This window comes from Mycobacterium sp. NPDC051804 (assembly GCF_044452905.1).
Lineage (GTDB): Bacteria > Actinomycetota > Actinomycetes > Mycobacteriales > Mycobacteriaceae > Mycobacterium.
This window is the reverse complement of record NZ_JBITCD010000007.1, coordinates 341,287-362,686: the sequence shown is the minus strand read 5'-3', so window position 1 is coordinate 362,686 and position 21,400 is coordinate 341,287. Positions and strand designations below refer to the sequence as shown.

The window sequence follows — 21,400 nt, the reverse complement described above, 5'->3', positions numbered from 1 at the left end:
AGCAGAGCGCATCGTTTCGTTAGCGCCACACCCCGGCAGCTAGCGGTCGAGCCTCCCACCAGGGGTTCTGCTCTGATCGCCGCCGTGCTGAGCACCTCAGTCGCCTGACGGTGAGACCCGCCGCCAGTGACCCTAGGAGGCGGTATGGCAGGGATCGACGCGACCCCTCGGACGTCGGAGTCACAATTTGGCGTCGAGCTGGATCCGATACAGCTGGTGGCTCCCGACGGGACGCCCACCGCCGAAACCCGGTACCGAAGAGACCTCCCGCCCGAGACCTTGGCCTGGCTTTACGAGTCGATGGTCGTCACTCGCGAACTGGACACCGAATTCGTCAACCTGCAGCGCCAGGGTGAGCTGGCGCTGTTCGCTTCGTGCCGCGGCCAAGAGGCCGCGCAGATCGGCACCGCGGCGTGTCTACCCAAAACCGACTGGCTGTTCCCGCAATACCGCGAGATCGGCGCGTTCCTGCTGCGCGGCCTCACGCCGGCGCAGATGGGAGCGGTTTGGCGGGGCAAATGGCACGGGGGCTTGGGCTTCACCGAGAAGTGTGTCGCGCCGATCTCCATCCCGATCGGCACGCAGGGTCTGCACGCGGTCGGCGCGGCGATGGCGGCACAACGCCTGGGTGAAGACTCGGTGACGCTCACCTACATGGGCGACGGCGCGACCAGCGAAGGCGATGCGCACGAAGCGCTGAACTTCGCCGCCGTATTCAACGCTCCCTGCATCTTCGTCGTGCAGAACAACCATTGGGCGATATCGGTCCCGGTCACCAGGCAGCAGGCCGGACCGTCCATCGCCCATCGGGCCATCGGCTACGGGATGCCCGGCATCAGGGTGGACGGTAACGACGTGCTGGCCTGTTACGCGGTGACGGCCAAGGCCGCCGCGCGTGCCCGGGAAGGCGGCGGCCCGACACTGATCGAAGCGATCACCTACCGGATGGGTCCGCACACCACGTCCGACGACCCCACCCGCTACCGGTCCGATGAGGAATTCGCATACTGGGCGGCGCGCGACCCGATTCACCGCTACCGCACCTACCTTCAGACGATAGGCGTGTGGAGCGAACGCCTCGAAGAGCGGGTGGCCGCCAAATCGAAGCGATTGCGCGCCGAACTGCGTGAATCAACCGTCGACGCAGACGATTTCGACATCACCGACGTGTTCGACACCGTTTACCACGACATCACCCCGGACCTGCTGGCACAGCGCGAACAGGTTTTGTCGGAACTCGCGAAGGATGGCATCCCGGGCGAGCGAAGCGACGGGAAGGCGAAAGCATGACTCAGATCATCGAGCGGCCGACGTTCCACGGTGACGACGAACCGCGCCCTCCGCTACTCACCCCCGTCCCGCCGGCACCGACGCTGACCATGGCGCAGGCGATCAACCGCGCCCTGCATGACGCCATGGCCGCCGACGAACGCGTGCTCGTCTTCGGTGAGGACGTGGCCACCCTCGGCGGTGTCTTCAGGGTCACCGAGGGACTCGTCGAAACCTTCGGCGAGCAAAGGTGTTTCGATACCCCACTGGCGGAGTCCGCGATCATCGGCATAGCGATCGGCATGGCGATCCGCGGCCTCGTGCCCGTCCCGGAGATCCAGTTCGACGGATTCGCCGCGCCCGCCTTCGACCAGATCGTCAGTCACCTCGCGAAGTACCGGATGCGAACCCGCGGCGACATCGAGATGCCGGTGACCATCCGGATCCCGTCGTTCGGTGGTATCGGCGCCGTCGAACACCATTCGGAGTCGACAGAGAGCTACTGGCTACACACCGCGGGCCTCAAGGTGGTAGCGCCATCCACTCCGACGGATGCGTATTGGCTGCTGCGACAGTCGATCACGTGCCGGGATCCGATCGTCTTCCTCGAACCCAAGCGTCGGTACTGGTTGCGTGAGCCCGTCGACACCGTCACCCCGGGTCTGCCGGTCGGGCGGGCGGCGATCCGGCGCAACGGCGACGACGTCACGGTGATCACCTACGGCCCGTTGGTCGCCACGGCGATCAGCGCCGCCGAATTGGCTGCGCAGCATCACGGTTGGAGCATCGAGGTCGTCGACCTGCGGTCGCTGAACCCGCTGGACTTCGACACGGTCGCCGAATCGGTGCGACGGACCGGCCGTGCGGTGGTCATGCACGAGGGTCCGCGCACGCTGGGCTTCGGTGCGGAACTCGCGGCACGCATCCAGGAGGAGCTGTTCTACGACCTCGAGGCACCGGTCCTGCGCGCCACCGGATTTGACACCCCGTTCCCGCCGGCACGGCTGGAGAAACTGTGGCTACCGGGGGTCGACCGGCTGTTGGACTGTGTCGAGCGGACGCTGGAGCAGCCATGACCGTCCAGGTGCGGGACTTCCTCGTCCCTGATCTCGGCGAGGGACTCGAGGACGCGACGATCACAAGCTGGAGCGTCGCGGTGGGCGATAGCGTCGAACTCAACCAGACGCTGTGCACGGTGGAGACCAACAAGGCCGAGGTCGAGATCCCAAGCCCGTTCGCCGGGCGCATCGCCGAACTCGGCGGCGGCGAGGGTGAGACGCTGAATGTCGGTGCGGTGCTGGTCCGTATCGAGACGGAGGCGCAGCCGGCCACCGAGACCAGACGCAAGCCGGTCCTCGTCGGCTACGGCGCCGACGACGAGATGGATGACAGCAGGCGAGCGCCTCGGCCCACGTCGACCCGGCCGCGCGCGAAGCCGCCGGTGCGAAAGCTGGCATCGGAGCTGAACGTGGATCTCAACGAACTGGTCGGCTCCGGCGCCGACGGCGTGATCACCCGCGAGGACGTCCTGTCGTCGGCGGGCCGGTCCGCGCCGAGTCCCGACATGGTGGCGGTGCGCGGTGTGCGCGCGGAGATGGCGAATCGAATGTCGCTGTCGCGCAGGGAGATACCCGATGCGCATGCGAGCGTGCAGGTGGATGGGACGAATCTGGTGCGGCTACGCGACCGGATACGCGACCAGGCGGGCAGCGAGGTTCCGATCACGCCGTTCGTTCTCACGTTGCGGCTGTTGACGATTGCGCTGACGCATCACCAGAACCTCAACGCGACGTGGGTGGACACCACCGCGGGTCCGCAGATCCATCTGCACTCCGCGGTGCATCTGGGGTTCGGTGTCGCGGCACCTCGCGGTCTGCTGGTGCCCGTTGTCAAGGACGCTCAGGACAAGACGACCCGCGAGCTCGCCGTCGTGGTTGCCCGGCTGATCGATGATGCCCGGGCTGGCACGCTCATGCCGACCGAACTGCAGGGTTCCACGTTCACGGTGTCCAACTTCGGCGCACTCGGATTGGACGACGGCGTCCCGGTGATCAACTATCCGGAGGCGGCGATCCTCGGGATGGGATCACTGAAGCCGCGGCCGGTTGTCGTCGACGGAGAGGTGGTGGCGCGGCCGACGATGTCGCTCACGTGCGCGTTCGACCACCGCATCATCGACGGCGCCCAGGCCGCGGCATTCCTGACCGAACTTCGCGGCCTCATCGAGGCGCCGGAATTAGCGCTACTCGACCTCTAGCTCAGCGGCGCTTGGCGGCCTCGAGCCGGCGTGCGAACTCCGGTGACTCGATCGAGGTGGCCTGCGGGCCCAATTCAGTGTCGACCGCGATGCGGTGCTGGTCGCTGTCGATGAATCCGGGGTTGGCGGTGGCGCGCATCGAGGCCTTCGTCGCGAGGACGACCTCACGCGGCGCGGCGGCCGGTCCCGCGGCGAGTTCGCGCGCGGCGGCGACCGGATCCTCGGCGACCTTGAGCGCCAGTCCGTGCCGCACCGCGGTCTCGGCGTCGAAGCTCATCCCGAATAGCAGCGACGCCCGGGCCACCTGCGGGCCGACGGCGCGCTGAAGCATCCACGTGGCGCCGCCCCCGGGATGGATGCCCAGCTTCTGGAAGCGCGGATCGAACAGCGCGTGCGGGCCGGCGATGCGCACGTCCGCGGCTAGCGCGAGGTTCAGGCCGGCGCCGACCGCTGCGCCGTTGACGGCGGCGATCGTCGGCAGCGTGCAGTTGGCCACCGCGAGGAATCCGTCGTAGATGACCCGCAAGCCGTCCTCGGTGGCCTCACCCAGCGCGGTCAGATTCGCGCCGGCGCAGAACGCCTTGCCGGCGCCGGTGACGACCAGCGCGTGCACATCCGTGTTGGCTTCGGCGGCGTCGACCGCGGCACGCAGCGCCGCTGAGATCTCAAAGGTGACCGCGTTGCGGCGGTCGGGGTCGTTGATGGTGATGACGGCGACGTGGTGGTCGACGTGGACCAGTACGAGATCAGACACGCGGCTCAGCCTAGTGACCACGCTCTGGTGTGAGTCAGGCGATCGTCAACGTGACGTTGTTCAGCGACACCGCGACGTCGGTGGGCAGGATGTCGACGAACGTGGGGGCGTTGCGATTGGCCGGCCCGGAGGCGATGACGTTGCCCGGGAAGCTGGGGCTGCACGGGAAGTTGTGGCAGCGGTACCAGAAGCCGGGCGCGCTTTGATACGGGAACATGCTCGGCGCCTGATCGACCCGATAGTGGCCCGGCGGGATGAACGCCGTCGCCCATCCGTCGCGCGGATTGGTGGTGACGTTGAAGACGCCGTTGCTGCCGTAGCTCGGCGGGGCGGCATTCGCGGGGACGGCCAGTGACACCGCCATCAGTGCGGCGGCCGCTGTCGATGCGACCTTGCTTCTCACGAGGTGGAGTGTATCGGGGTGCCAGCGCCTCCGAGGCGGATCGCGCGGCTTCCGTCTACGCCGCAGCGTCGGCGTTGCCCTCGGCCGAAGCGTCGCCCTCGCGGCCCTGGTGCGGATCGCTTTCGGCGGCGCTGTTATCGATAGCCTCCTGGCCGGCATCTGCGTCGAGCTCCGAGTTCTGCTCGGGCTCAATCGAATTAGGATCAGTGGTCGTGGTGCCGGTGTCGTTATTGGCTTCGGCGAAGGATTGCCCGGGCAGTGCCTGCAGGCTGTTTCGAAGGACGTTCGTCAACGGCTTGGCGATCTCATTGGCGATGCCGCCGGGGTTTTGGAGGTCCTCGGGGTTGAGCTCCTGTTCGGTCAGTTCCTCGTTGGTGGGCTCCGGCGTCTTCTGACCTGTCCGCTCCTGGATTTCCTCGCCGGTCGAGAGGGGATCCGTCAGCTCCTGTTTCTCCTGGTCTGTCCTGTCCTCTGTCGACAGCATCTGGGTGGTCATCATGTCCGTGTCGGAGGTGGTGGCCGGGCGCGACACGAAGGGTGCGACGATCGCCGCCAGCGTCTCCAGAATTGCGCCGGGGAGCTTTACCAACGTCGTCAGGACGTCGCTGATTGAGGGGAAGATGCGTCCGGGGCGATAGGCGCTGGGATCCGAGGGGATCGGGTTGCCGCCGTAGTAGCCGGAATCGACGGCCACCTTCAGCAGCGGCGCGGTGACGTCGGCGATGTAATCGCCGAAGATGCCGCGGATAAGCGTGGTCAGCGGAAGCTCTCGAGTCGTGTAGGTGACGTACGTCGTGTCGTTGCGCGTCGTCACGTATGCGGTGATCCTGTCGTCCGGTGAGCTGCATCTGGCGTCCGGGCACGGGAGGACATTGCCGGCCTCGGTGAGCGCGCAGGTGTTCGCACCCTCGCACGTGAGGGGTTCACCATTGGGCTTGACTGGTTTGCCTTCGGCATCGACGGGCAGGTCGATCTCCGCCTGATTCAGGCGCGTCGTCAGGTAGGCGGCAAGCGCATTCACGGCGGAGAACGGGTTGAGCGCATAGGCCGGTGCGTTCGAGTTGTAGTCATACTCGTAGCCGGTGTTGACCGCGGTGACGCCGTCAGGAAGGTCGCTCGGGGTGGGGTAGGGATTCACGCCGATGAGCGCGAACAACGGATAGCGGGTGCCGAAGCCTCCGTCGGGTCGGGCGACATCGTTGTCCAGGATGAACACGGTGTTGCCCAGTCGGGCGTCTTCCCGGCGAAACAGCAAACTCGCGTTCGCGGCGCCCCATCCCGATGCGAGGACAGCGTTGCGTTCGTTGGGGTGAGCGTCGAGGGCGGCCTGAATTCCGTCCGGGCCCTCGTTGAAGTTCACGTAGACGGGAGCATTGCCTCCCGTGTACATCGGCTGGTTGAACTTTCCGCCGAAGAAGTCGGCGACACCTGCTCCGGTGGGGTTTGTCGAGCTGCCGACGACGATGAGGGCGGTCAAATCGACGAGCGTTGCGGAAATGGACGCAGGCTGAGTTACTGCAACGGCGGTCACACTGGTGGCAACCCCGACCGCAGCAGCGCCAACAGCGATCTTGACCGCGTGTTTTCTGCCAGACTTCGCCATTCGTCCCGCCCCTCCGAAGGGTCCCTTAGCAAACTGATTGTGTACGGGGCATCGTACGCCAGGCCGCGGAATTGCGGCCAGCGCCTCGGCAGACTAGGCAACCATGCTCTGTCGCAGGAAATCAGCGGCCAATCGGCACCCGGCGTGCACGTCCCGCCACCGGCGGGTGGCCGGATCATTCAGGTCGAGCGCATGGCGGCTGTTCTGGAGGAGGCGATCTGCTACGCCACGAGCTCGGGCGATGGCTTGCTCATACTCCCAGGAGCTGCTCGCCTCGGCGTTCGGGCGGCGCAATGCGTCGATGATCTGAAGCTTGGTGGCGTCGATGTCGCATGCGGCCCGGCCCACTTGCGCAGGGGCCGCAATCGCGAGCTCGTCCCCGCTGTAGGACGTCGCCAGCCGAGCGCGCATCTTTTCGACGTGCCGACGCCAGACGCCGTCCGCCGATCCGATGACGGCAGCGGCCGCGCCGGCCATGGCGATCGCTGCGGCGCACTGGTTGCTCGTGAAGGCGTAGCTGTCGTCGACGGGGTACCCGGCAACAGCGACGTCGCTCAAGCCTGCGGCACCAAGACATGATGGCTCTTTTGTCGGTTCGATGTCGGCGGCGCTGCACGGCACGAGGACTCGACTTGCGGCGTGGTCGGTGGGCAGCACCAGCCAGTCGGCGTATTCGGCGCCGACGACCGACTCCCACGTGCCGGTCAATCGGCCGTCAGGGTCGACGGCACCGGAGCCGTGAAGAGCGATGGTGACCACAGCGTCCGAATCCGTACCCCAGATCGCGTGGACCACATCGTCGGGAAGCGTTGCCACATGAATGGCTGCCGCGTTGAACGTCGCTGCGAGCCACCCGAGCGACCCGTCGAGCGCCGCGAGTTCGCAGATCTGCGAGACGAACTCGTCAGCGTCCTGTTCTGATCCGCCGTAACGCGACGGCCTGAAAGCTTGTCCGGTCAACGAACGCTGCAGCCCGACAAGTGATTCTGCTGTCACCGTGTCGGATGCGGCCATCTTGGCGAGAACCTCACGCACGACCCGCGGCGCGGTACTCCGCTCAGCCATACTCACCTCCACGGGCGGCGACAAAGTGGTATTCAGAATCGTGGCACGAAAAGCGCAGCCGTGAGCCAGAGTACGACGCCGTCGGTGCTCGACTCGGTCCGAGCGTTGATTCCCGACATCGCTGCCGCCGCGGCCGAAGTAGATCGGAACCACGCGGTCGATCCGCAGGTGATCTCGCGCCTCCACGACACCGGCTATTTCGCCTTGCTGCGACCACAGGGATTCGGAGGGCCTGAGAGCGAGCCCGACGACTACGTGACAGCCACGTGTGAACTCTCCTCGGCGTGTATGTCCACCGGCTGGTTGGCCGCGTGGCTGGCGATCAACAGCTGGGGGCTGTCCGTGCGTAACGAACAGGTTCAGCGGGAGATCTGGGGCGACGAACCGCGCACGCTCCTGTGCTCGTCGTACGCCCCGACCGGACGACTGGAGGCGGTCGACGGCGGCTTCTGGCTGTCCGGCCGATGGTCACGGTGCACCGGAGCGCGCCACGCGTCATGGTTGAGCGCCGCGGCGTTGCGCGTCGGGCCCGATGGCGGCGCCCAGGATTTCATGGCGGTTCTGGTGCCGCGGTCCGACTACGTCATCGAGTCGACCTGGAATGGCTTGGGGTTGCGGGGGATAAGCGCAGACGATGCCGTCATCTCCGGTGTGTTCGTGCCGGAGCATCGCGCGTTCAGCTGGCTGAATTTCGATCCGAACGCCGCCACAAACCCGTTGGACCGGTTGCCGCAGCCCTCGTTGTACACGTTGGCCGGCACGATTCCGTTGCTCGGTGCGGCGCAACGGGTTCTGACAGAGCGGGTCTCGGTGTCAGCGACGCCACTGGATCCGCTCTCGATGGCCCGCGCCGACGTCGCACTGTCGATGCGTCAGATCAGGCGCAATCTCGCCGATCTCACGGACTGCGTTCGCGCGGGCGGTTATCCGGATGCGCAGTTGGTGCTCCGCGCACGCCGGGACCAGGTGATGGCCGCTGAGCGCGCGGTCGAAGCGATCAGGACCGTCGTGCACGATCCAGGTCCCAACGCCGATCACATTCTGCTGGAACGTATCTGGCGTGATGTGCAAACCGCCCAACAGCACGTGTCGAGCAATGTGGAACAAGTGCTTTCGGTCGTCGGCCGGTTCGCGATGGGGCTCAACGTAGACGACCTCATCTGGTAGCGGCGATCAAACCCAGTCGTCGGACGAAAGGGTTCGAAGCACCCGCGACATCATGTCGTCGGTGACGGTGTTGGCGTCAGTTTCGATTTGCGTCGACGGTCTGCTGATGTGCTCTGAGATGCCTCTCGCGGCGCGTGTCAGAAACGGCGCCATGCGTTTGAGCCCGTGGGCGGGCATTGCGCCGGTCAGCGAAAGGCCGGCCACCTCACCGTCTGCCATCCGGATGGGCGCAGCAACGCTGGCTAAGCCGGCCGCCAATTCCTGGTCGTCGTAGGCGAGTCCGTGCCGCGATCTGATCTGTGCGAGCTCGCGGTGCAGCGTGGGCAAGTCGGCGATCGTCGCGGGCGTGCGCTTGCGCAGTGGATCGCTGAGGATCACGTCGACGTCCTCGGCCGACAATCGGGCCAGCATCGCCTTGCCGAGCGCGCTGGCGTAAGCGGGTGTGCGTCCCGCGACTCGGGTCGGCACCGCGACGCTGCCGCTGTCCCCGACCTTGTCCAGGTACACGACGTCCGCCCCGAGCAATACGCCCAGATGCACCACGAGCGCAGTATCGGCGGCTAGACGCCTGAGCACGGGCGACGCGACGCCGCGCAGCTCCGAGTAGTCGACGACGCGGGTGGCGGAGAGAGACGACGCTGCAAGGCAATACCCGTCCGGTCCGTGCGTGAGCAGTCCTGTCGAATGAAGCTGGGTGAGTATGCGGTGAGTCGACGACCGCGGTAGCCCGGTCTGGGCAGCGACCTCGTCGAGGCGTAATTGTGTTCCGGCACGGTCGAACGAATTGATGATCAACGCGACCCGGGCCACCATCGACGCGGGCGCGCCAGTCGCACTATCAGTCGCTGGACGGCTCAAGACCCTCCCAAATCGAGTTGAGTCGCCCTCACTGTAGGGGGCCGACTCGGCAAATGAAACGCGCCGAGAAACAGTCAGCCCCGTGCTCAGGGCGGGCACGGGGCTGACTGCTCACTTACGCAGCGTCGCTCTCGCTACCTCCGCTCTCACTATCGCTCGAAGCGGACGTGCTGTCGTTGGCGCCGGAATCAGAGGTGGTGCCGGTGCCGGCGGACCCTGTCGGCGCCGCATCACCCTTCGTGCCAAACCTTTGAGTGATGCTCGTGATGGCGTCCTTGATGCTGTCGACCGAGAGTCGGTCACGGCTTCCGTTGACGACAGGACGCGCGCCGCGCAAGGGCACGGTCTTGTTCCCGTCGCGCATTGAGGTCGCACCTTCGGTCCCGGTGCTCTCATCGGACGTGGTCGCGTCCGATGCCGTGGCGGTGTCGCGCGGCTTTGCACTGTCACCGCCCGAGGGAACTGAGGTGGCGCTGGTGCGAGCCGCAACGTTCGATGTCTGAACGGTGTCGGTGGCGTCGGTCTTCGCAGCGGTCACCGAGGCGACCTGGCTGTGCGGCGCCGGGGTGTTCCCGGTGTCGGCGGGCTGCGCCAGTCCAGATGTGACCTTGCCGATCTCGTTGACGATCTTGGCATTCACAGCGCGGCTGAACTTGGTAACCGAGAGCTGGGCGTCCGCGGCGCTCCGATTGATCGCGGTCAAGATCTTGGTGATGTCCCTGGTGGCAATGGCCTGGACGACCTGATCGGTAGCCGCGGCCAGCTGACGCTTCAAGGTCCGCGTCTGTAGGGCGATTTCGGCGCCGAGCGTGGGTTCTGGGCTGAACCGTTGCCCGTTCCAGTCGGTCAGCGTCCAGCCGTCTTCGTTGTTGCCCTCGATGACGACGTAGTCGGTGTTGCCCAACGCAGCCGTCTGCAGCAGCTGCAGCTTCTGGGTGGGGGACAGGTTCTTCGCGTTCATCATCGTCCAGAACATGATGGTGCCGCCGTGCGAGAACACGATCGCATTGCGATCGCCGTTGTCGTACATGGTCTGCAGCGCACCGTCGACCCTGGCGTCGAACACGTGCCCGTTCAGGGTCGTGCCCGGCATGAAGGTGTCCTTGTTGAACAGATTCACCGGGAGCTGTTCGATGACACCTGGCAGCGCCCACCCGATGGGGTACAGCCCGTACCCGCGCGAGGCGTTGGCCTCGGGGGTGTTCTCGAAGACACCGGCCTCGATTTCTTGAAGGCCGGGCAGCACCTGGATCGGCAGGCCCAGATACTGCGACATCGGCGCAGCCGTCAACTGGGTCCGCACCATCGTGGATGCGTAGATGGCGTCGTAGTTGTTGTCCCCGAGCAAACCGACCACATCTCGAGCCTGCTGCTGGCCCAACGGGGTCAGCACCGGGCCAGGGGTCTGCGTGTTGATATTGCCCGACGCGTTGCCCTCGGATTGGCCGTGCCGGACAAATGTCACCCGCATCGACTCTGCCGCCATGGCAGGAACCGCGGCGCCGATCAGGAGGGCCGAGGCGGTCACGGCAACACCGAGGAGCCGAGTTATCGCCGATCTGCGCTGACGCCCGGGCAACCTCATTCGTGGTCGCGATCTGGCTTGCGTAGCGCCTTTTGACGCGTCGTTCATTGAGCAATTCCTCCCGCCGTTGGTGTGGTCCAGCTCACGGTGAACGGAAGGTGAACGCGGGACAACCCGCAGTCTCATTCAGCGGGACGCCCCACGCGGCGGGGTGGATATTCGGTGGGAAGCGCCGATCGCACAGAGCGCCCCCGACAGGATTCGAACCTGCAACCTACGGAGTAGAAATCCGCTGCGCTATCCGTTGCGCCACGGGGGCAATGATTAAGACACGCGACCAGAAGCTACACCCTAGCCGAATTCCCGCAAACTGATGGATGGGTCATCCATTACTCTGCTGTGAATGGCGCACCACACCAGGGACAAGGGCGATCTCGGCATTGCCAAGGCCCACGCCGATTTGGTGAGCAAGGGATTCACGGTCCTGTTTCCGGCGACCGAGCACGCGCCGTTCGATGTCGTCGCATATGCGGGTGGAGATTTCCACCGCCTCCAGGTCAAGTACCGGTCGGCGCGCGCAGGTGCCGTCAGCATTATGTTTCGGTCCACGTGGGCGGGCCGCAACGGGACTCACACAACACGGATGGATAAGAGCGCCATCGATGTGGTGTGCATCTACTGCCCGGAGACCGACGAGTGCTACTACGTCCGGCCCGACGCACATGGCGCGTCGGTCACGCTCCGAATTGCGCCGAGCAAGAACGGTCAGCAAGCAGGAGTTCTGGACGCTGCGGCCTTCCGGGAGCTGCCGAGCGCCCTGCCGCTTCGCGACGGCCATTAAAGGGACTTCGCGCTACCGCGGAGCGGACTAGCGTGGTGACCACCGAACGGTCATATGGGGAAGGGGAGCGACGGGCAATGAGCGATGTGCCGGACCTCGACGCGGACGGACTCCCGGAGGAACTCAGCGCGTTCGACCAGATCCTGCATCGCGGTGAGGCCAACCCGCGTACCCGCTCGGGGATCATGACCCTGGAGATCCTGGACGCCGACCCAGACTGGGAGCAGTTCCGGCGCCGGTTCGACAACGCTTCACGCAAGGTGCTGCGTCTGCGGCAGAAGGTGGTCACGCCCACGCTGCCGACGGTTGCGCCGCGGTGGGTCATCGACCCCGACTTCAACTTGGACTTCCACGTTCGCCGGATCCGGATCTCCCAACCGGGCACCCTGCGCCAGGTGCTCGACCTCGCTGACGTTGCGGCGCAGTCGCCGCTCGACATCTCCCGACCGCTGTGGACCGCGACGCTCATCGAGGGACTCGACGGTGGTGGTGCGGCGATCATGATGCATCTGAGCCATGCCATCACCGACGGTGTCGGCGCCGTCGAGATGTTCGCCCACATCTACGACCTGGAGCGCGAGCCCGCACCGCAGGCGATTCCGCCGTTGCCGATCCCGCAGGACCTCTCGCCCAACGATCTGATGCGCCAAGGGGTTAGGCGTCTTCCCGGCACGATCGCGGGCCGCGTCCGCGGCGTGGTGTCCGGCGCCGCTCATGTGGTGACCGAGGCAATTCGCGACCCGGTCTCGCGCATGGGCAGCGTCATCGGCTATGCGATGTCCGGTGCGCGCGTACTGGGGCCGGTCGCCGAACCGTCGCCGGTGCTCCGCCGGCGCAGCCTCTCGTCGCGCAGCGAGGCGATCGACATCAAGTTCGGCGACCTGCATCGCGCGGCGAAGGCCGCGGGCGGCTCCATCAACGATGCGTACCTGGCCGGCCTGTGTGGCGCGCTGCGGCGCTACCACGAGGCCAAGGGCGTTCCCATCGACGCTCTGCCGATGGCGGTGCCCGTCAACCTGCGATCCGACGCCGACCCCGCGGGTGGAAACCGGTTTGCCGGAGTCAATCTCGCCGCACCGATCGGGCTGCAGGACCCCGAGGTGCGGATCAAGAACATCCGCTCGCAGATGACGAGCAAGCGTGAAGAGCGGGCCATCGACATGGTCGGTGCCATCGCGCCGGTGATCAGCCTGCTGCCCGATTCGGTGCTCGAGTCGATGGCGGGTTCGATCGTCAACTCCGACGTGCAAGCCAGCAACGTGCCCGTGTACGCCGGCGACACATTCATCGCCGGAGCGAAGATCCTGCGGCAGTACGGGATTGGTCCGCTGCCGGGCGTGGCGATGATGGTGGTGCTGATCTCCCGCTCCGGGTATTGCACCATCACCACGCGCTACGATCGCGCCTCGATCAACGACCCGGACCTGTGGGCGAGCTGCCTGCTGTCTGGTTTCGACGAAGTGCTGGCCCTTGGCGGCGACGGCCGCGCGGTGCCGGCGTCGTTCTCCGCTGACCCATCCGAACCCGCCCAAATCTCTCCGAACGGAAGTGCGCTGCAATGACTTCGGGAAACGGCCAAGCCTCGCAGGCCATCCGCAAGACCATGCGACTGCCGGGTTCGGTCGCCGAGATCGAGGCGAGTCCGTCCGGCCCCGAGGTCGGCGCGTTCTTCGATCTCGACGGCACGCTGGTTGCCGGGTTCACCGGTGTGGTCATGACGCAGGACCGGTTGCGTCGCCGCCAGATGTCGGTCGGCGAATTCATCGGCATGGTGCAGGCCGGGCTCAACCATCAACTTGGGCGCTCCGAATTCGAGGATCTCATCGGCAAGGGTGCCCGCATGCTGCGCGGCAATTCCCTCGATGACATCGACGAGCTGGCCGAGCGCCTGTTCGTCCAGAAGATCGTGGGGCGCATCTATCCGGAGATGCGTGAGCTCGTCCGTGCCCACATGGCCCGCGGCCACACTGTGGTGCTCAGCTCGTCAGCGCTGACGGTCCAGGTCGAGCCCGTCGCACGTTTCCTCGGCATCAAGAACGTGTTGAGCAACAAGTTCGAGACCGACGAGCACGGTCTGCTGACCGGTGAGGTGCTCACCCCCATCATCTGGGGTCCGGGTAAGGCCAGGGCGGTGCAGGCGTTCGCCGCCAAGAACGGTGTCGACTTGGCGAAAAGCTACTTCTACGCTGACGGCGACGAAGATGTCGCGCTGATGTATCTGGTCGGCAATCCGCGGCCCACCAACCCGGCGGGCAAGCTCGCGGCGGTCGCCGCCAAGCGTGGTTGGCCGGTGCTGAGGTTCTCCAGTCGTAGTGGCGCCAGCCCGATTTCGCAGCTGCGCACCGCCGCAGGCATCGCATCGATGGTGCCGATCGCCGCAGGCGCGATCGGTCTCGGTCTGCTGACCCAGAACCGGCGCACCGGAGTCAACTTCTTCACGTCGACGTTCGGCAAGACACTTCTGACGACCATTGGCGTCGGGTTGAACGTTCTGGGCAAGGAGAACCTGACGGCCGAACGGCCTGCGGTCTTCATCTTCAACCACCGCAACCAGGCCGACCCGCTCATCGCCGGGAGACTCGTCGAATCCAACTTCACCTCGGTCGGTAAGAAGGAGCTGGAGAAGGACCCGATCGTCGGCACCATGGGCAAGATCATGGACGCCGCGTTCATCGATCGCGACGATCCTCAGAAGGCGATCGAGGGACTCAAGAAGGTCGAGGAGCTGGCGCGCAAGGGACTGTCGATCCTCATCGCTCCGGAGGGCACGCGGCTGGACACCACCGAGGTGGGACCGTTCAAGAAGGGGCCGTTCCGGATAGCGATGTCGGCAGGAATCCCGATCGTGCCCATCGTGATTCGTAACGCCGAGGTGATCGCTGCCCGTGATTCGAGCACATTCAATCCCGGCATCGTCGATGTCGTCGTGTATCCGCCGATCCCCGTGGACGATTGGACACACGACAACCTGTCCGAACGCATCGCCGAGGTCCGCGATCTCTACCTCGACACGTTGAAGGACTGGCCGCAGGACGAGCTGCCCACTCCGGCGTTGTACACGCGCACCAAGAGCGCCCGCAAGGCACCCGCCAAGAAAGCACCCGCCAAGAAGGCCGCTAAGAAGGCCGCTAAGAAGTCCACCACCACCTCGACGGCCGCGAAGTCAACGGGTAAGAAGGCAGCCGCGAAGAAGACCCCTGCCACGAAGACGACGACGAAAAAGGCTGCGCCGAAGGGCCGGCCGTGAAATTCACCGCGGACCAGGTCGCACCGTTCACGACTACCGACGACGCGCTCGTGCTCGCGTCGGTGGCATCGCCCGCCGAGCAGGAACTGCTCACCGACTGGCTGGAGCAGCAGCGTCGCGAGTATCCCGACTCGAAGGTCGATGTGTTGCGGCTGCCCGACGGCGATCCGCCGCCCGGGGTACTCGCTCAGCTCGTAGCCGAGCTGGAGGCCGACGAGGATCGGTCCGTCGTACCGGTGCGAGTGTTCTGGGTACCGGGCGGACTGCCAACACGCTCGAAGGTGGTGTCGCTGCTGTCCGGCCGTGACACCTATCGTCCGCCAGAAATTCTGCAGCGCCGCATCCTGCGCAAGGATCCGTCTCGCGCCCGGGTCGTCGCCGGTGAGCCCGCGAAGGTTTCGGAGCTGCGCCAGCAGTGGGCCGACACGACGGTGGCCGAGAACTCACGTGAATTCGCGCGATTCGTCATCCGCCGCGCAGCGCTGGCGATCGAGCGTGTCGAGCTGCGCCTGCTGGGACCGGAATACAAGTCCCCGCGCCTGATGGGTCCTGAGATCCTGGCCTCGTCGCGGTTTCGCGAAGGCCTGGAACAGATCCCGGATGCGACCGTCGAGCAAGCAAGCGAGATGCTCGACGAGCTGTCCACGGGGTGGAGCCGGTTCTCGGTCGATCTGATCCCGTCGTTGGGCCGTGCCATCTTCAGCCGCGGCTTCGACCCGAAAGTCGACTACGACCGTGCCCAGGTCGAAGCGATGCGCGGCAGTCTGGAGAACCATCCGGCGGTGCTGCTGTTCTCACACAGGTCCTATCTCGACGGTGTGATCGTGCCGGTGGCGATGCAGGAGAACCGATTACCGCCGGTCCACACGTTCGCAGGCATCAACCTGTCGTTCGGGTTCATGGGTCCGTTGATGCGGCACTCGGGCGTCATCTTCCTGCGCCGCAAGCTCAACGACCCGCTGTACAAGTACGTGCTGCGGCAGTTCGTCGGATACATCGTCGAGAAGCGCTTCAACCTCAGCTGGTCGATCGAGGGAACCCGGTCGCGGACCGGAAAGATGTTGCCGCCCAAGCTCGGTCTGCTCGCCTATGTCGCCGACGCGTATCTCGACGGCCGCAGCGACGACATTCTGCTGCAGCCGGTGTCGATCAGCTTCGACCAGCTGCACGAAACCGCCGAGTACGCCGCGTATGCGCAGGGCGGTGAGAAGACGCCCGAGGGTCTGTCCTGGCTTGTCAACTACATCCGGGCGCAGGGGGAGCGCAACTATGGCAAGATCTACGTCCGCTTCCCCGAAGCGGTGTCGATGCGCGAGTACCTAGGCGCCCCGCATGGCCCGATGACCACCGACGACGCCGCGAAACGCCTTGCAATGCAGAAGATGGCGTTCGAGGTGGCGTGGCGGATTCTGCGTGCCACCCCGGTCAACGCCACTGCACTGGTGTCGGCGCTGTTGCTCACCACCCGTGGGGTTGCCCTGACTCTCGACCAGTTGCACCACACATTGCAGGACGCGCTGGATTATCTGGAGCGCAAGCAGACTCCGATGACCAACAGCGCGCTGCGGTTGCGGACGCCCGATGGGGTGCGCGCCGCGCTCGACGCCCTGTCCAACCGTCATCCGGTCACCTGTGTCGACGGTGGCCGCGAGCCGGTGTGGCGGATCGCTCCTGAGGACGAACACGAGGCGGCGTTCTACCGCAACACGCTCATCGACGCGTTCCTCGAAACGTCGATCGTCGAACTGGCTCTGGCTTATTCGGGGCGCGCCGAAGGTAACCGGTTGGAGGCGTTCTGGAGTCAGGCGATGCGTTTGCGCGATCTACTCAAGTTCGATTTCTATTTCGCGGACTCCGCCGCTTTCCGTGAGCATGTGGCCGAAGAGATGTCGTGGCACCAGGATTGGGAGTCGCTCGTCGCGTCGGGAGACGTCGACAACGTCCTGCGGGCCAAACAGCCGCTGATTGCGGGTGCAATGTTGCGTCCGTTCTTCGAGGCGTACGAGATCGTGGCGGATGTGCTGCGCGAATCGCCCGCCGACATCGACGAGAAGGCGCTGACCAAGCGGGCGCTGGGCCTCGGAAACCAGTACAGCGCGCAGCAGCGGGTGCGTAGCAATGAGTCGGTGTCCGCCCTACTGTTCGCGACGGCACGCCAGGTGGTCGCCGACCAGAACTTGTTGACGCCTGCGGCCGATCTGGATGAACGCCGAGCGGCCTTCGCGGACGAGCTTCGCGGAATTCTGCGCGACATGGACAAGGTCGAGCAGTTCTCCCGCGAACAGTTCTATGCACGCGAGATTGCGCGCCGCAGCCCGAGCAGTTGACCTGCCTAGCACGAAATGCCTACTGAAGCTTGGCATATTGGTGATGTCACGATCACCGAGGTGGTCGAGCTCGAAAGTTGGGTTTCCGCTCGACGCCCTCGTCGATGGATTGCTTCCCGCGTCGTCGATTCGAGGAAATGCGTTGGCTTGCCCCGCATGACATCGAAGACGGGCGGCTTAACATGGGCTACCACTCGTTCTTAGCGGAGACGCCGAACCGAAGAGTTCTCGTCGACAACGGACTTGGCAACAACAAGATACGTTCTCGGGCCGACTTCAATCGGCTCGACACGTATACCTCGATGCTTTCGGCGGGGTTTGGGAGCGCGACGATGTGAGCGCCGTCGTCAATACTCACCTACACGTCGACCATGTCGGCTGGAACACGCAATGGGAGACGGCACGTGGCAACCCACATTTCCGAACGCCGTCTACTACTTTGTCGACCGCGAATACCGCCATTGGGAGCAGTTCACGGACCCAGGTTACAAGTTTGATGCGTGCGCCGTGTTCTCGGATTCGGTGGACCCGATCGTCGACGCGGGACTAGCGATCTCCATCGAACCTTCTAGCCGACTTGCGCCGCAAGTCATGCTGTTTCCCTCACGTGGCCACACTCCTGGCCACATTGCGGTGCTTGTTGAGTCGCAGGGCGAGAGTGCGGTGATAACCGGTGACCTACTCCACACGCCTTGTCAGATCGCCCGGCCCGACTGGTCGAGCACCTACGACACCGACCAGGACGCCGCCGCGGTGACCCGAAGGGCTCCTCGAACGATTCGCCGATACGTCGACTGTGATCATCGGGAGCCATTTCGGAAGCCCGTCGGGCTGTCATGTTCACCGCGACGGAGACTCTTTTCGGCTGCTGCCGGTGGCTAGCCATACGCTGAACAGATGACCACCGTCGTATCCAGCGTGCGCAGCAGCCCGGTATCGCCGGTGCTCGTTGGCGTCGCGGTGCTGGCCGGCGCGGTTGCCGCGGGCCTGGCTGCGCTGTCGTTGACGGATGCGCTGACGGCGACGGGGCTGCCCGATCCAGGGCCGGTGACCACCTATGGCCTGCCGTTTCTGCGTGCGGCGGGGGAGATCGCCGCGGTGATCGCGGTCGGTTCGTTCATGTTCGCCGCGTTCTTGGTGCCGCCGCAGGCCAACGGCGTTCTCGATGCGGGCGGCTACCGTGCGCTGCGGCTCGGCACCGTCGCGTCCGGGGTGTGGACCGTGTGCGCCGCGCTGCTGGTCCCGTTGACCGTCTCCGACGTCACAGGCCAGCCGATTTCCTCGCGCCTCGATCCGTCCGCGATCTGGTCGGTGGCGAGCCTGGTCGAGATCGCGGGGGCGTGGCGGTGGACCGCGTTCATCGCCGCTGCCGTGACCATCGCCAGCATCCCGGTGCTCCGCTGGTCACCCACCCCACTGCTGTTCGGTGGAGCCTTGGCCACCCTGCTGCCGCTGGCATTGACCGGTCACTCGGCCTCCGGCGGCTCGCACGACCTTGCCACCAACAGCCTGCTCATCCATCTCGTGGCCGGCGCGCTGTGGGCCGGCGGGCTGCTGGCGCTGCTGGTGCACGCGCTGCGCGGCGGCGAACACGGCGACCTGGCGGCGCGGCGGTTCTCGACGGTCGCATTGTGGTGTTTCGTGGCCATGGCGCTCAGTGGTGTCGTCAACGCTCTGGTCCGGGTGCAACCGGCAGAGTTGCTGAACACGACGTACGGCTGGCTGATCTTGGGCAAGACGGCGGCGCTGTGCGTGCTCGGCGGCGTGGGGTGGCTGCAACGCCGTCGCGGTATCGCCGCGCTCGAGGCGGATCCGGCGTCGCGTGGTCCGTTGATCAGGTTGGCGCTCGTGGAAGCGGTCGTCTTCGGCCTGACGTTCGGCATCGCCGTCGCGCTGGGCCGGACACCGCCGCCGGCACCCCCGATCTTCAACCCCTCGATTCCTGTGATCGAGATCGGATACGACCTCGCAGGGCCGCCAACGCTGTTCCGCATCCTGTTGGACTGGCGCTTCGACCTGGTATTCGGCACGGCCGCAATCGTGTTCGCCCTCGTATATGTAGCCGCAGTGGTCAGGCTGCGACGTCGCGGTGACACGTGGCCGGCGGGCCGGACCGTGGCGTGGCTCCTGGGATGTTTGGTCTTGCTGTTCGCCACGTCGTCGGGCGTAGGTCGGTACATGCCTGCGATGTTCAGCATGCACATGGCCGCGCACATGCTGCTGTCGATGCTCGCACCGATCCTGCTCGTGCTCGGCGCACCCGTCACACTGGCGCTGCGGGCATTGCCCGCCGCCGGCCGTAACGATCCGCCTGGGCCGAGGGAGTGGCTGCTCGCCGCGCTGCATTCCCGGGTGTCACGCGTGCTCACCAACCCGTTCGTCGCGACGTTCCTGTTCGTCGCCGGGTTTTACGGGCTGTACTTCGGCGGCATCTTCGATGCAGCGGTGGACAGCCACCCTGCCCACCTCGCGATGAACCTGCACTTCCTGCTGACCGGCTACTTGTTCTATTGGGTCGTGATCGGCATCGACCCGACACCGCGGCCGATCCCGCCGCTGGGCAAGGTCGGCATGGTGTTCGCATCGCTGCCGTTCCACGCGTTCTTCGGCGTGGTGCTGATGAGCACGAACACGGTACTTGGCGAACCGTTCTACAAGTCGCTGCAGCTCTACTGGCACAACGACCTGCTGGGTGATCAGCGGTTGGGTGGTGGAATCGCTTGGGCGGCTGGCGAGCTACCCCTCGTGATTGTGATGGCCGCACTGCTGATCCAGTGGCGCCGCAGCGATGAACGTACCGCCAAGAGACTCGACCGCGCCGCCGACCGCGACGACGAGGCCGACCTCGCGGCATACAACAGGATGCTCGCCGAACTCGCCCGTCGTGAGGAGCAGTCGCGGTAAATGCTTGCCGAATGGCAAGTTAACGCAAGCTTTTTCGTGACATTCGGTCGGTAGTTTTCCGCTCGCCGGTGACACTATTGGTGTTGTGACCGGTATCGACTTCTCGTTGCTGGACGTCCCGCGCGACCAAACACCCGAAAACCCTGACGCGTTCCTGCGTACGGCGATCGCATGGCATTTCGGCGACGACACGGGATGTGCGTTTTGGCTGCGGGCGGTGCAGGACCTGGACTTCGACCCGCTGACCGACATCAAGACCTTCGACGACCTCCGCAGGTTTCCTAATCTGCTCCATGAACTTCGCGATGCTCCTGTCGAGGATCTGATCCCGCGCGGATACGGCAGCACACCGCCGATCCCGTTGATCTTCGAATCCGGCGGGACCACGGGGGCGCCGAAGCGAACCGCGCAGCTGCCCGACTGGGTCGAGCAGGTGACCCGTTGGCAGGTCGAGGATTTCGCGACAGGAGGCTTCGTTCGCGGCGGCGGACTGGTGTGCCTTATGCCGAGTGGTCCGCATGGCGTCGGCTACTTCTCACGCGAGGTGTCGCGGCGTCTGGGGTCGGCGTTTCACGGCGTCGACCTGGATCCGCGCTGGGTGAAGAAACTCACCGCGCGTGGCGCCGCCGCCGAAGTGTCGATGTACGTCGACCACGTCCTCGAACAAGCGCGGTTCATTCTGCAGACGCAGAACGTCGCCAACCTGCACACGTCGCCACCGCTTTTCGACGCGATCGCGCGCAACGACCGTCTCGTGGAGCTGGTCAACGAGCGCATCCGCTACGTGCTGCTCAGCGGCGCACACGTCGACATCGACACGCTGGAGTTGCTGCGAGACATCTTCCCGCAGACCACGATCACGATGGCGTTCGGCAGCACGATGATCCTGTCGCAGGGGATCACCCGCATGACGCCGCACGGCGAGTTCGTGTTCGATCCCCGCGCGCCCTACATCGTGTTCTGGGTGGTCGACCCCGACACCGGTGAACGAGTTGGGGAGGGGCAACGCGGACAGGTGGTGATGAACCACATCAGCAAGGGCATGTTCATCCCGAACAACCTCGAACGCGACAGTGCGATTCGGATGCCCGGATTGCCCGGCCAGATCGGGGATTCGGTGAGCGAGGTAACCCCGGTGGCGACGTTCGAGGGCGAAACGGTGATCGAGGGCGTGTACTGA

17 protein-coding genes, 1 tRNA gene and 1 pseudogene are annotated in these 21,400 nt (G+C 65.5%); 12 read left to right on the top strand and 7 right to left on the bottom strand.

Annotation, left to right across the window (positions count from 1 at the left end):
• Positions 1–144: 144 nt before the first annotated feature.
• From pdhA to ACIA48_RS27645, 3 genes are read left to right on the top strand one after another with little or no spacing between them, the layout of a single operon-like run.
• The gene (gene pdhA, locus ACIA48_RS27655) at positions 145–1,290 is read left to right on the top strand and encodes a pyruvate dehydrogenase (acetyl-transferring) E1 component subunit alpha (protein WP_396739077.1); all 1,146 of its coding nucleotides are present in this window, start codon (positions 145–147) and stop codon (positions 1,288–1,290) included.
• On the top strand, positions 1,287–2,345 hold the full coding sequence (locus ACIA48_RS27650; protein WP_396739075.1) for an alpha-ketoacid dehydrogenase subunit beta: 1,059 nt from the start codon (positions 1,287–1,289) through the stop codon (positions 2,343–2,345). The genes pdhA and ACIA48_RS27650 overlap by 4 nt, the downstream gene beginning before the upstream one ends.
• Complete coding sequence (locus ACIA48_RS27645; protein ID WP_396739073.1) at positions 2,342–3,526, top strand: dihydrolipoamide acetyltransferase family protein; 1,185 nt, start codon at positions 2,342–2,344, stop codon at positions 3,524–3,526. Before ACIA48_RS27650 ends, ACIA48_RS27645 begins: the two co-directional genes overlap by 4 nt.
• Position 3,527: 1 nt before the next feature.
• Here the strand turns inward: ACIA48_RS27645 and ACIA48_RS27640 are convergent, their stop codons facing one another.
• From ACIA48_RS27640 to ACIA48_RS27625, 4 genes are all read right to left on the bottom strand, one after another.
• Positions 3,528–4,280: an enoyl-CoA hydratase gene (locus tag ACIA48_RS27640; RefSeq protein WP_396739072.1), complete on the bottom strand. Its 753-nt coding sequence runs from the start codon at positions 4,278–4,280 to the stop codon at positions 3,528–3,530.
• A 34-nt stretch (positions 4,281–4,314) separates the two neighbouring features.
• Positions 4,315–4,644 carry a hypothetical protein gene (locus tag ACIA48_RS27635; protein WP_396739517.1) on the bottom strand — a complete coding sequence of 110 codons (330 nt, stop codon included), beginning with the start codon at positions 4,642–4,644 and terminating at the stop codon, positions 4,315–4,317.
• Positions 4,645–4,738: 94 nt separating this feature from the next.
• Positions 4,739–6,286, bottom strand: coding sequence for a PE-PPE domain-containing protein (locus tag ACIA48_RS27630; protein ID WP_396739070.1), 1,548 nt, complete (start codon positions 6,284–6,286; stop codon positions 4,739–4,741).
• A gap of 93 nt (positions 6,287–6,379) precedes the next feature.
• The gene (locus ACIA48_RS27625) at positions 6,380–7,351 is read right to left on the bottom strand and encodes a hypothetical protein (RefSeq protein ID WP_396739068.1); all 972 of its coding nucleotides are present in this window, start codon (positions 7,349–7,351) and stop codon (positions 6,380–6,382) included.
• Between the two features lie 60 nt (positions 7,352–7,411).
• Between ACIA48_RS27625 and ACIA48_RS27620 the strand changes: the two genes are divergently transcribed.
• Complete coding sequence (locus ACIA48_RS27620; protein ID WP_396739067.1) at positions 7,412–8,518, top strand: acyl-CoA dehydrogenase family protein; 1,107 nt, start codon at positions 7,412–7,414, stop codon at positions 8,516–8,518.
• Between the two features lie 6 nt (positions 8,519–8,524).
• Here the strand turns inward: ACIA48_RS27620 and ACIA48_RS27615 are convergent, their stop codons facing one another.
• From ACIA48_RS27615 to ACIA48_RS27605, 3 genes are all read right to left on the bottom strand, one after another.
• Entirely contained in the window at positions 8,525–9,376 is an 852-nt protein-coding gene (locus tag ACIA48_RS27615; protein WP_396739065.1) for an IclR family transcriptional regulator, read from the bottom strand.
• A gap of 115 nt (positions 9,377–9,491) precedes the next feature.
• On the bottom strand, positions 9,492–10,904 hold the full coding sequence (locus ACIA48_RS27610) for a histidine phosphatase family protein (RefSeq protein WP_396739063.1): 1,413 nt from the start codon (positions 10,902–10,904) through the stop codon (positions 9,492–9,494).
• 243 nt (positions 10,905–11,147) lie between these two features.
• Positions 11,148–11,220, bottom strand: a tRNA-Arg gene (locus tag ACIA48_RS27605).
• 84 nt (positions 11,221–11,304) lie between these two features.
• Here ACIA48_RS27605 and ACIA48_RS27600 point away from each other — a divergent pair.
• The 8 genes and pseudogenes from ACIA48_RS27600 (at position 11,305) to ACIA48_RS27565 (ending at position 21,400) form a co-directional block, all read left to right on the top strand.
• Positions 11,305–11,742: a group I intron-associated PD-(D/E)XK endonuclease gene (locus tag ACIA48_RS27600; RefSeq protein WP_396739062.1), complete on the top strand. Its 438-nt coding sequence runs from the start codon at positions 11,305–11,307 to the stop codon at positions 11,740–11,742.
• 77 nt (positions 11,743–11,819) lie between these two features.
• Positions 11,820–13,304 carry a wax ester/triacylglycerol synthase family O-acyltransferase gene (locus ACIA48_RS27595; protein ID WP_396739060.1) on the top strand — a complete coding sequence of 495 codons (1,485 nt, stop codon included), beginning with the start codon at positions 11,820–11,822 and terminating at the stop codon, positions 13,302–13,304.
• Entirely contained in the window at positions 13,301–14,989 is a 1,689-nt protein-coding gene (locus ACIA48_RS27590; protein WP_396739058.1) for an HAD-IB family hydrolase, read from the top strand. The genes ACIA48_RS27595 and ACIA48_RS27590 overlap by 4 nt, the downstream gene beginning before the upstream one ends.
• Positions 14,986–17,316 (top strand): glycerol-3-phosphate 1-O-acyltransferase, encoded by a 2,331-nt coding sequence (locus ACIA48_RS27585; protein WP_396739056.1) that lies wholly within the window; start codon positions 14,986–14,988, stop codon positions 17,314–17,316. Before ACIA48_RS27590 ends, ACIA48_RS27585 begins: the two co-directional genes overlap by 4 nt.
• A gap of 334 nt (positions 17,317–17,650) precedes the next feature.
• Positions 17,651–17,740: pseudogene (locus ACIA48_RS27580) on the top strand (MBL fold metallo-hydrolase); the annotation flags it as partial.
• Entirely contained in the window at positions 17,707–18,198 is a 492-nt protein-coding gene (locus ACIA48_RS27575; protein WP_396739054.1) for an MBL fold metallo-hydrolase, read from the top strand. The pseudogene ACIA48_RS27580 and the gene ACIA48_RS27575, both read left to right, overlap by 34 nt.
• A gap of 15 nt (positions 18,199–18,213) precedes the next feature.
• Positions 18,214–20,220 (top strand): cytochrome c oxidase assembly protein, encoded by a 2,007-nt coding sequence (locus ACIA48_RS27570; protein WP_396739053.1) that lies wholly within the window; start codon positions 18,214–18,216, stop codon positions 20,218–20,220.
• Positions 20,221–20,305: 85 nt separating this feature from the next.
• Positions 20,306–21,400 carry a phenazine antibiotic biosynthesis protein gene (locus ACIA48_RS27565; RefSeq protein ID WP_396739052.1) on the top strand — a complete coding sequence of 365 codons (1,095 nt, stop codon included), beginning with the start codon at positions 20,306–20,308 and terminating at the stop codon, positions 21,398–21,400.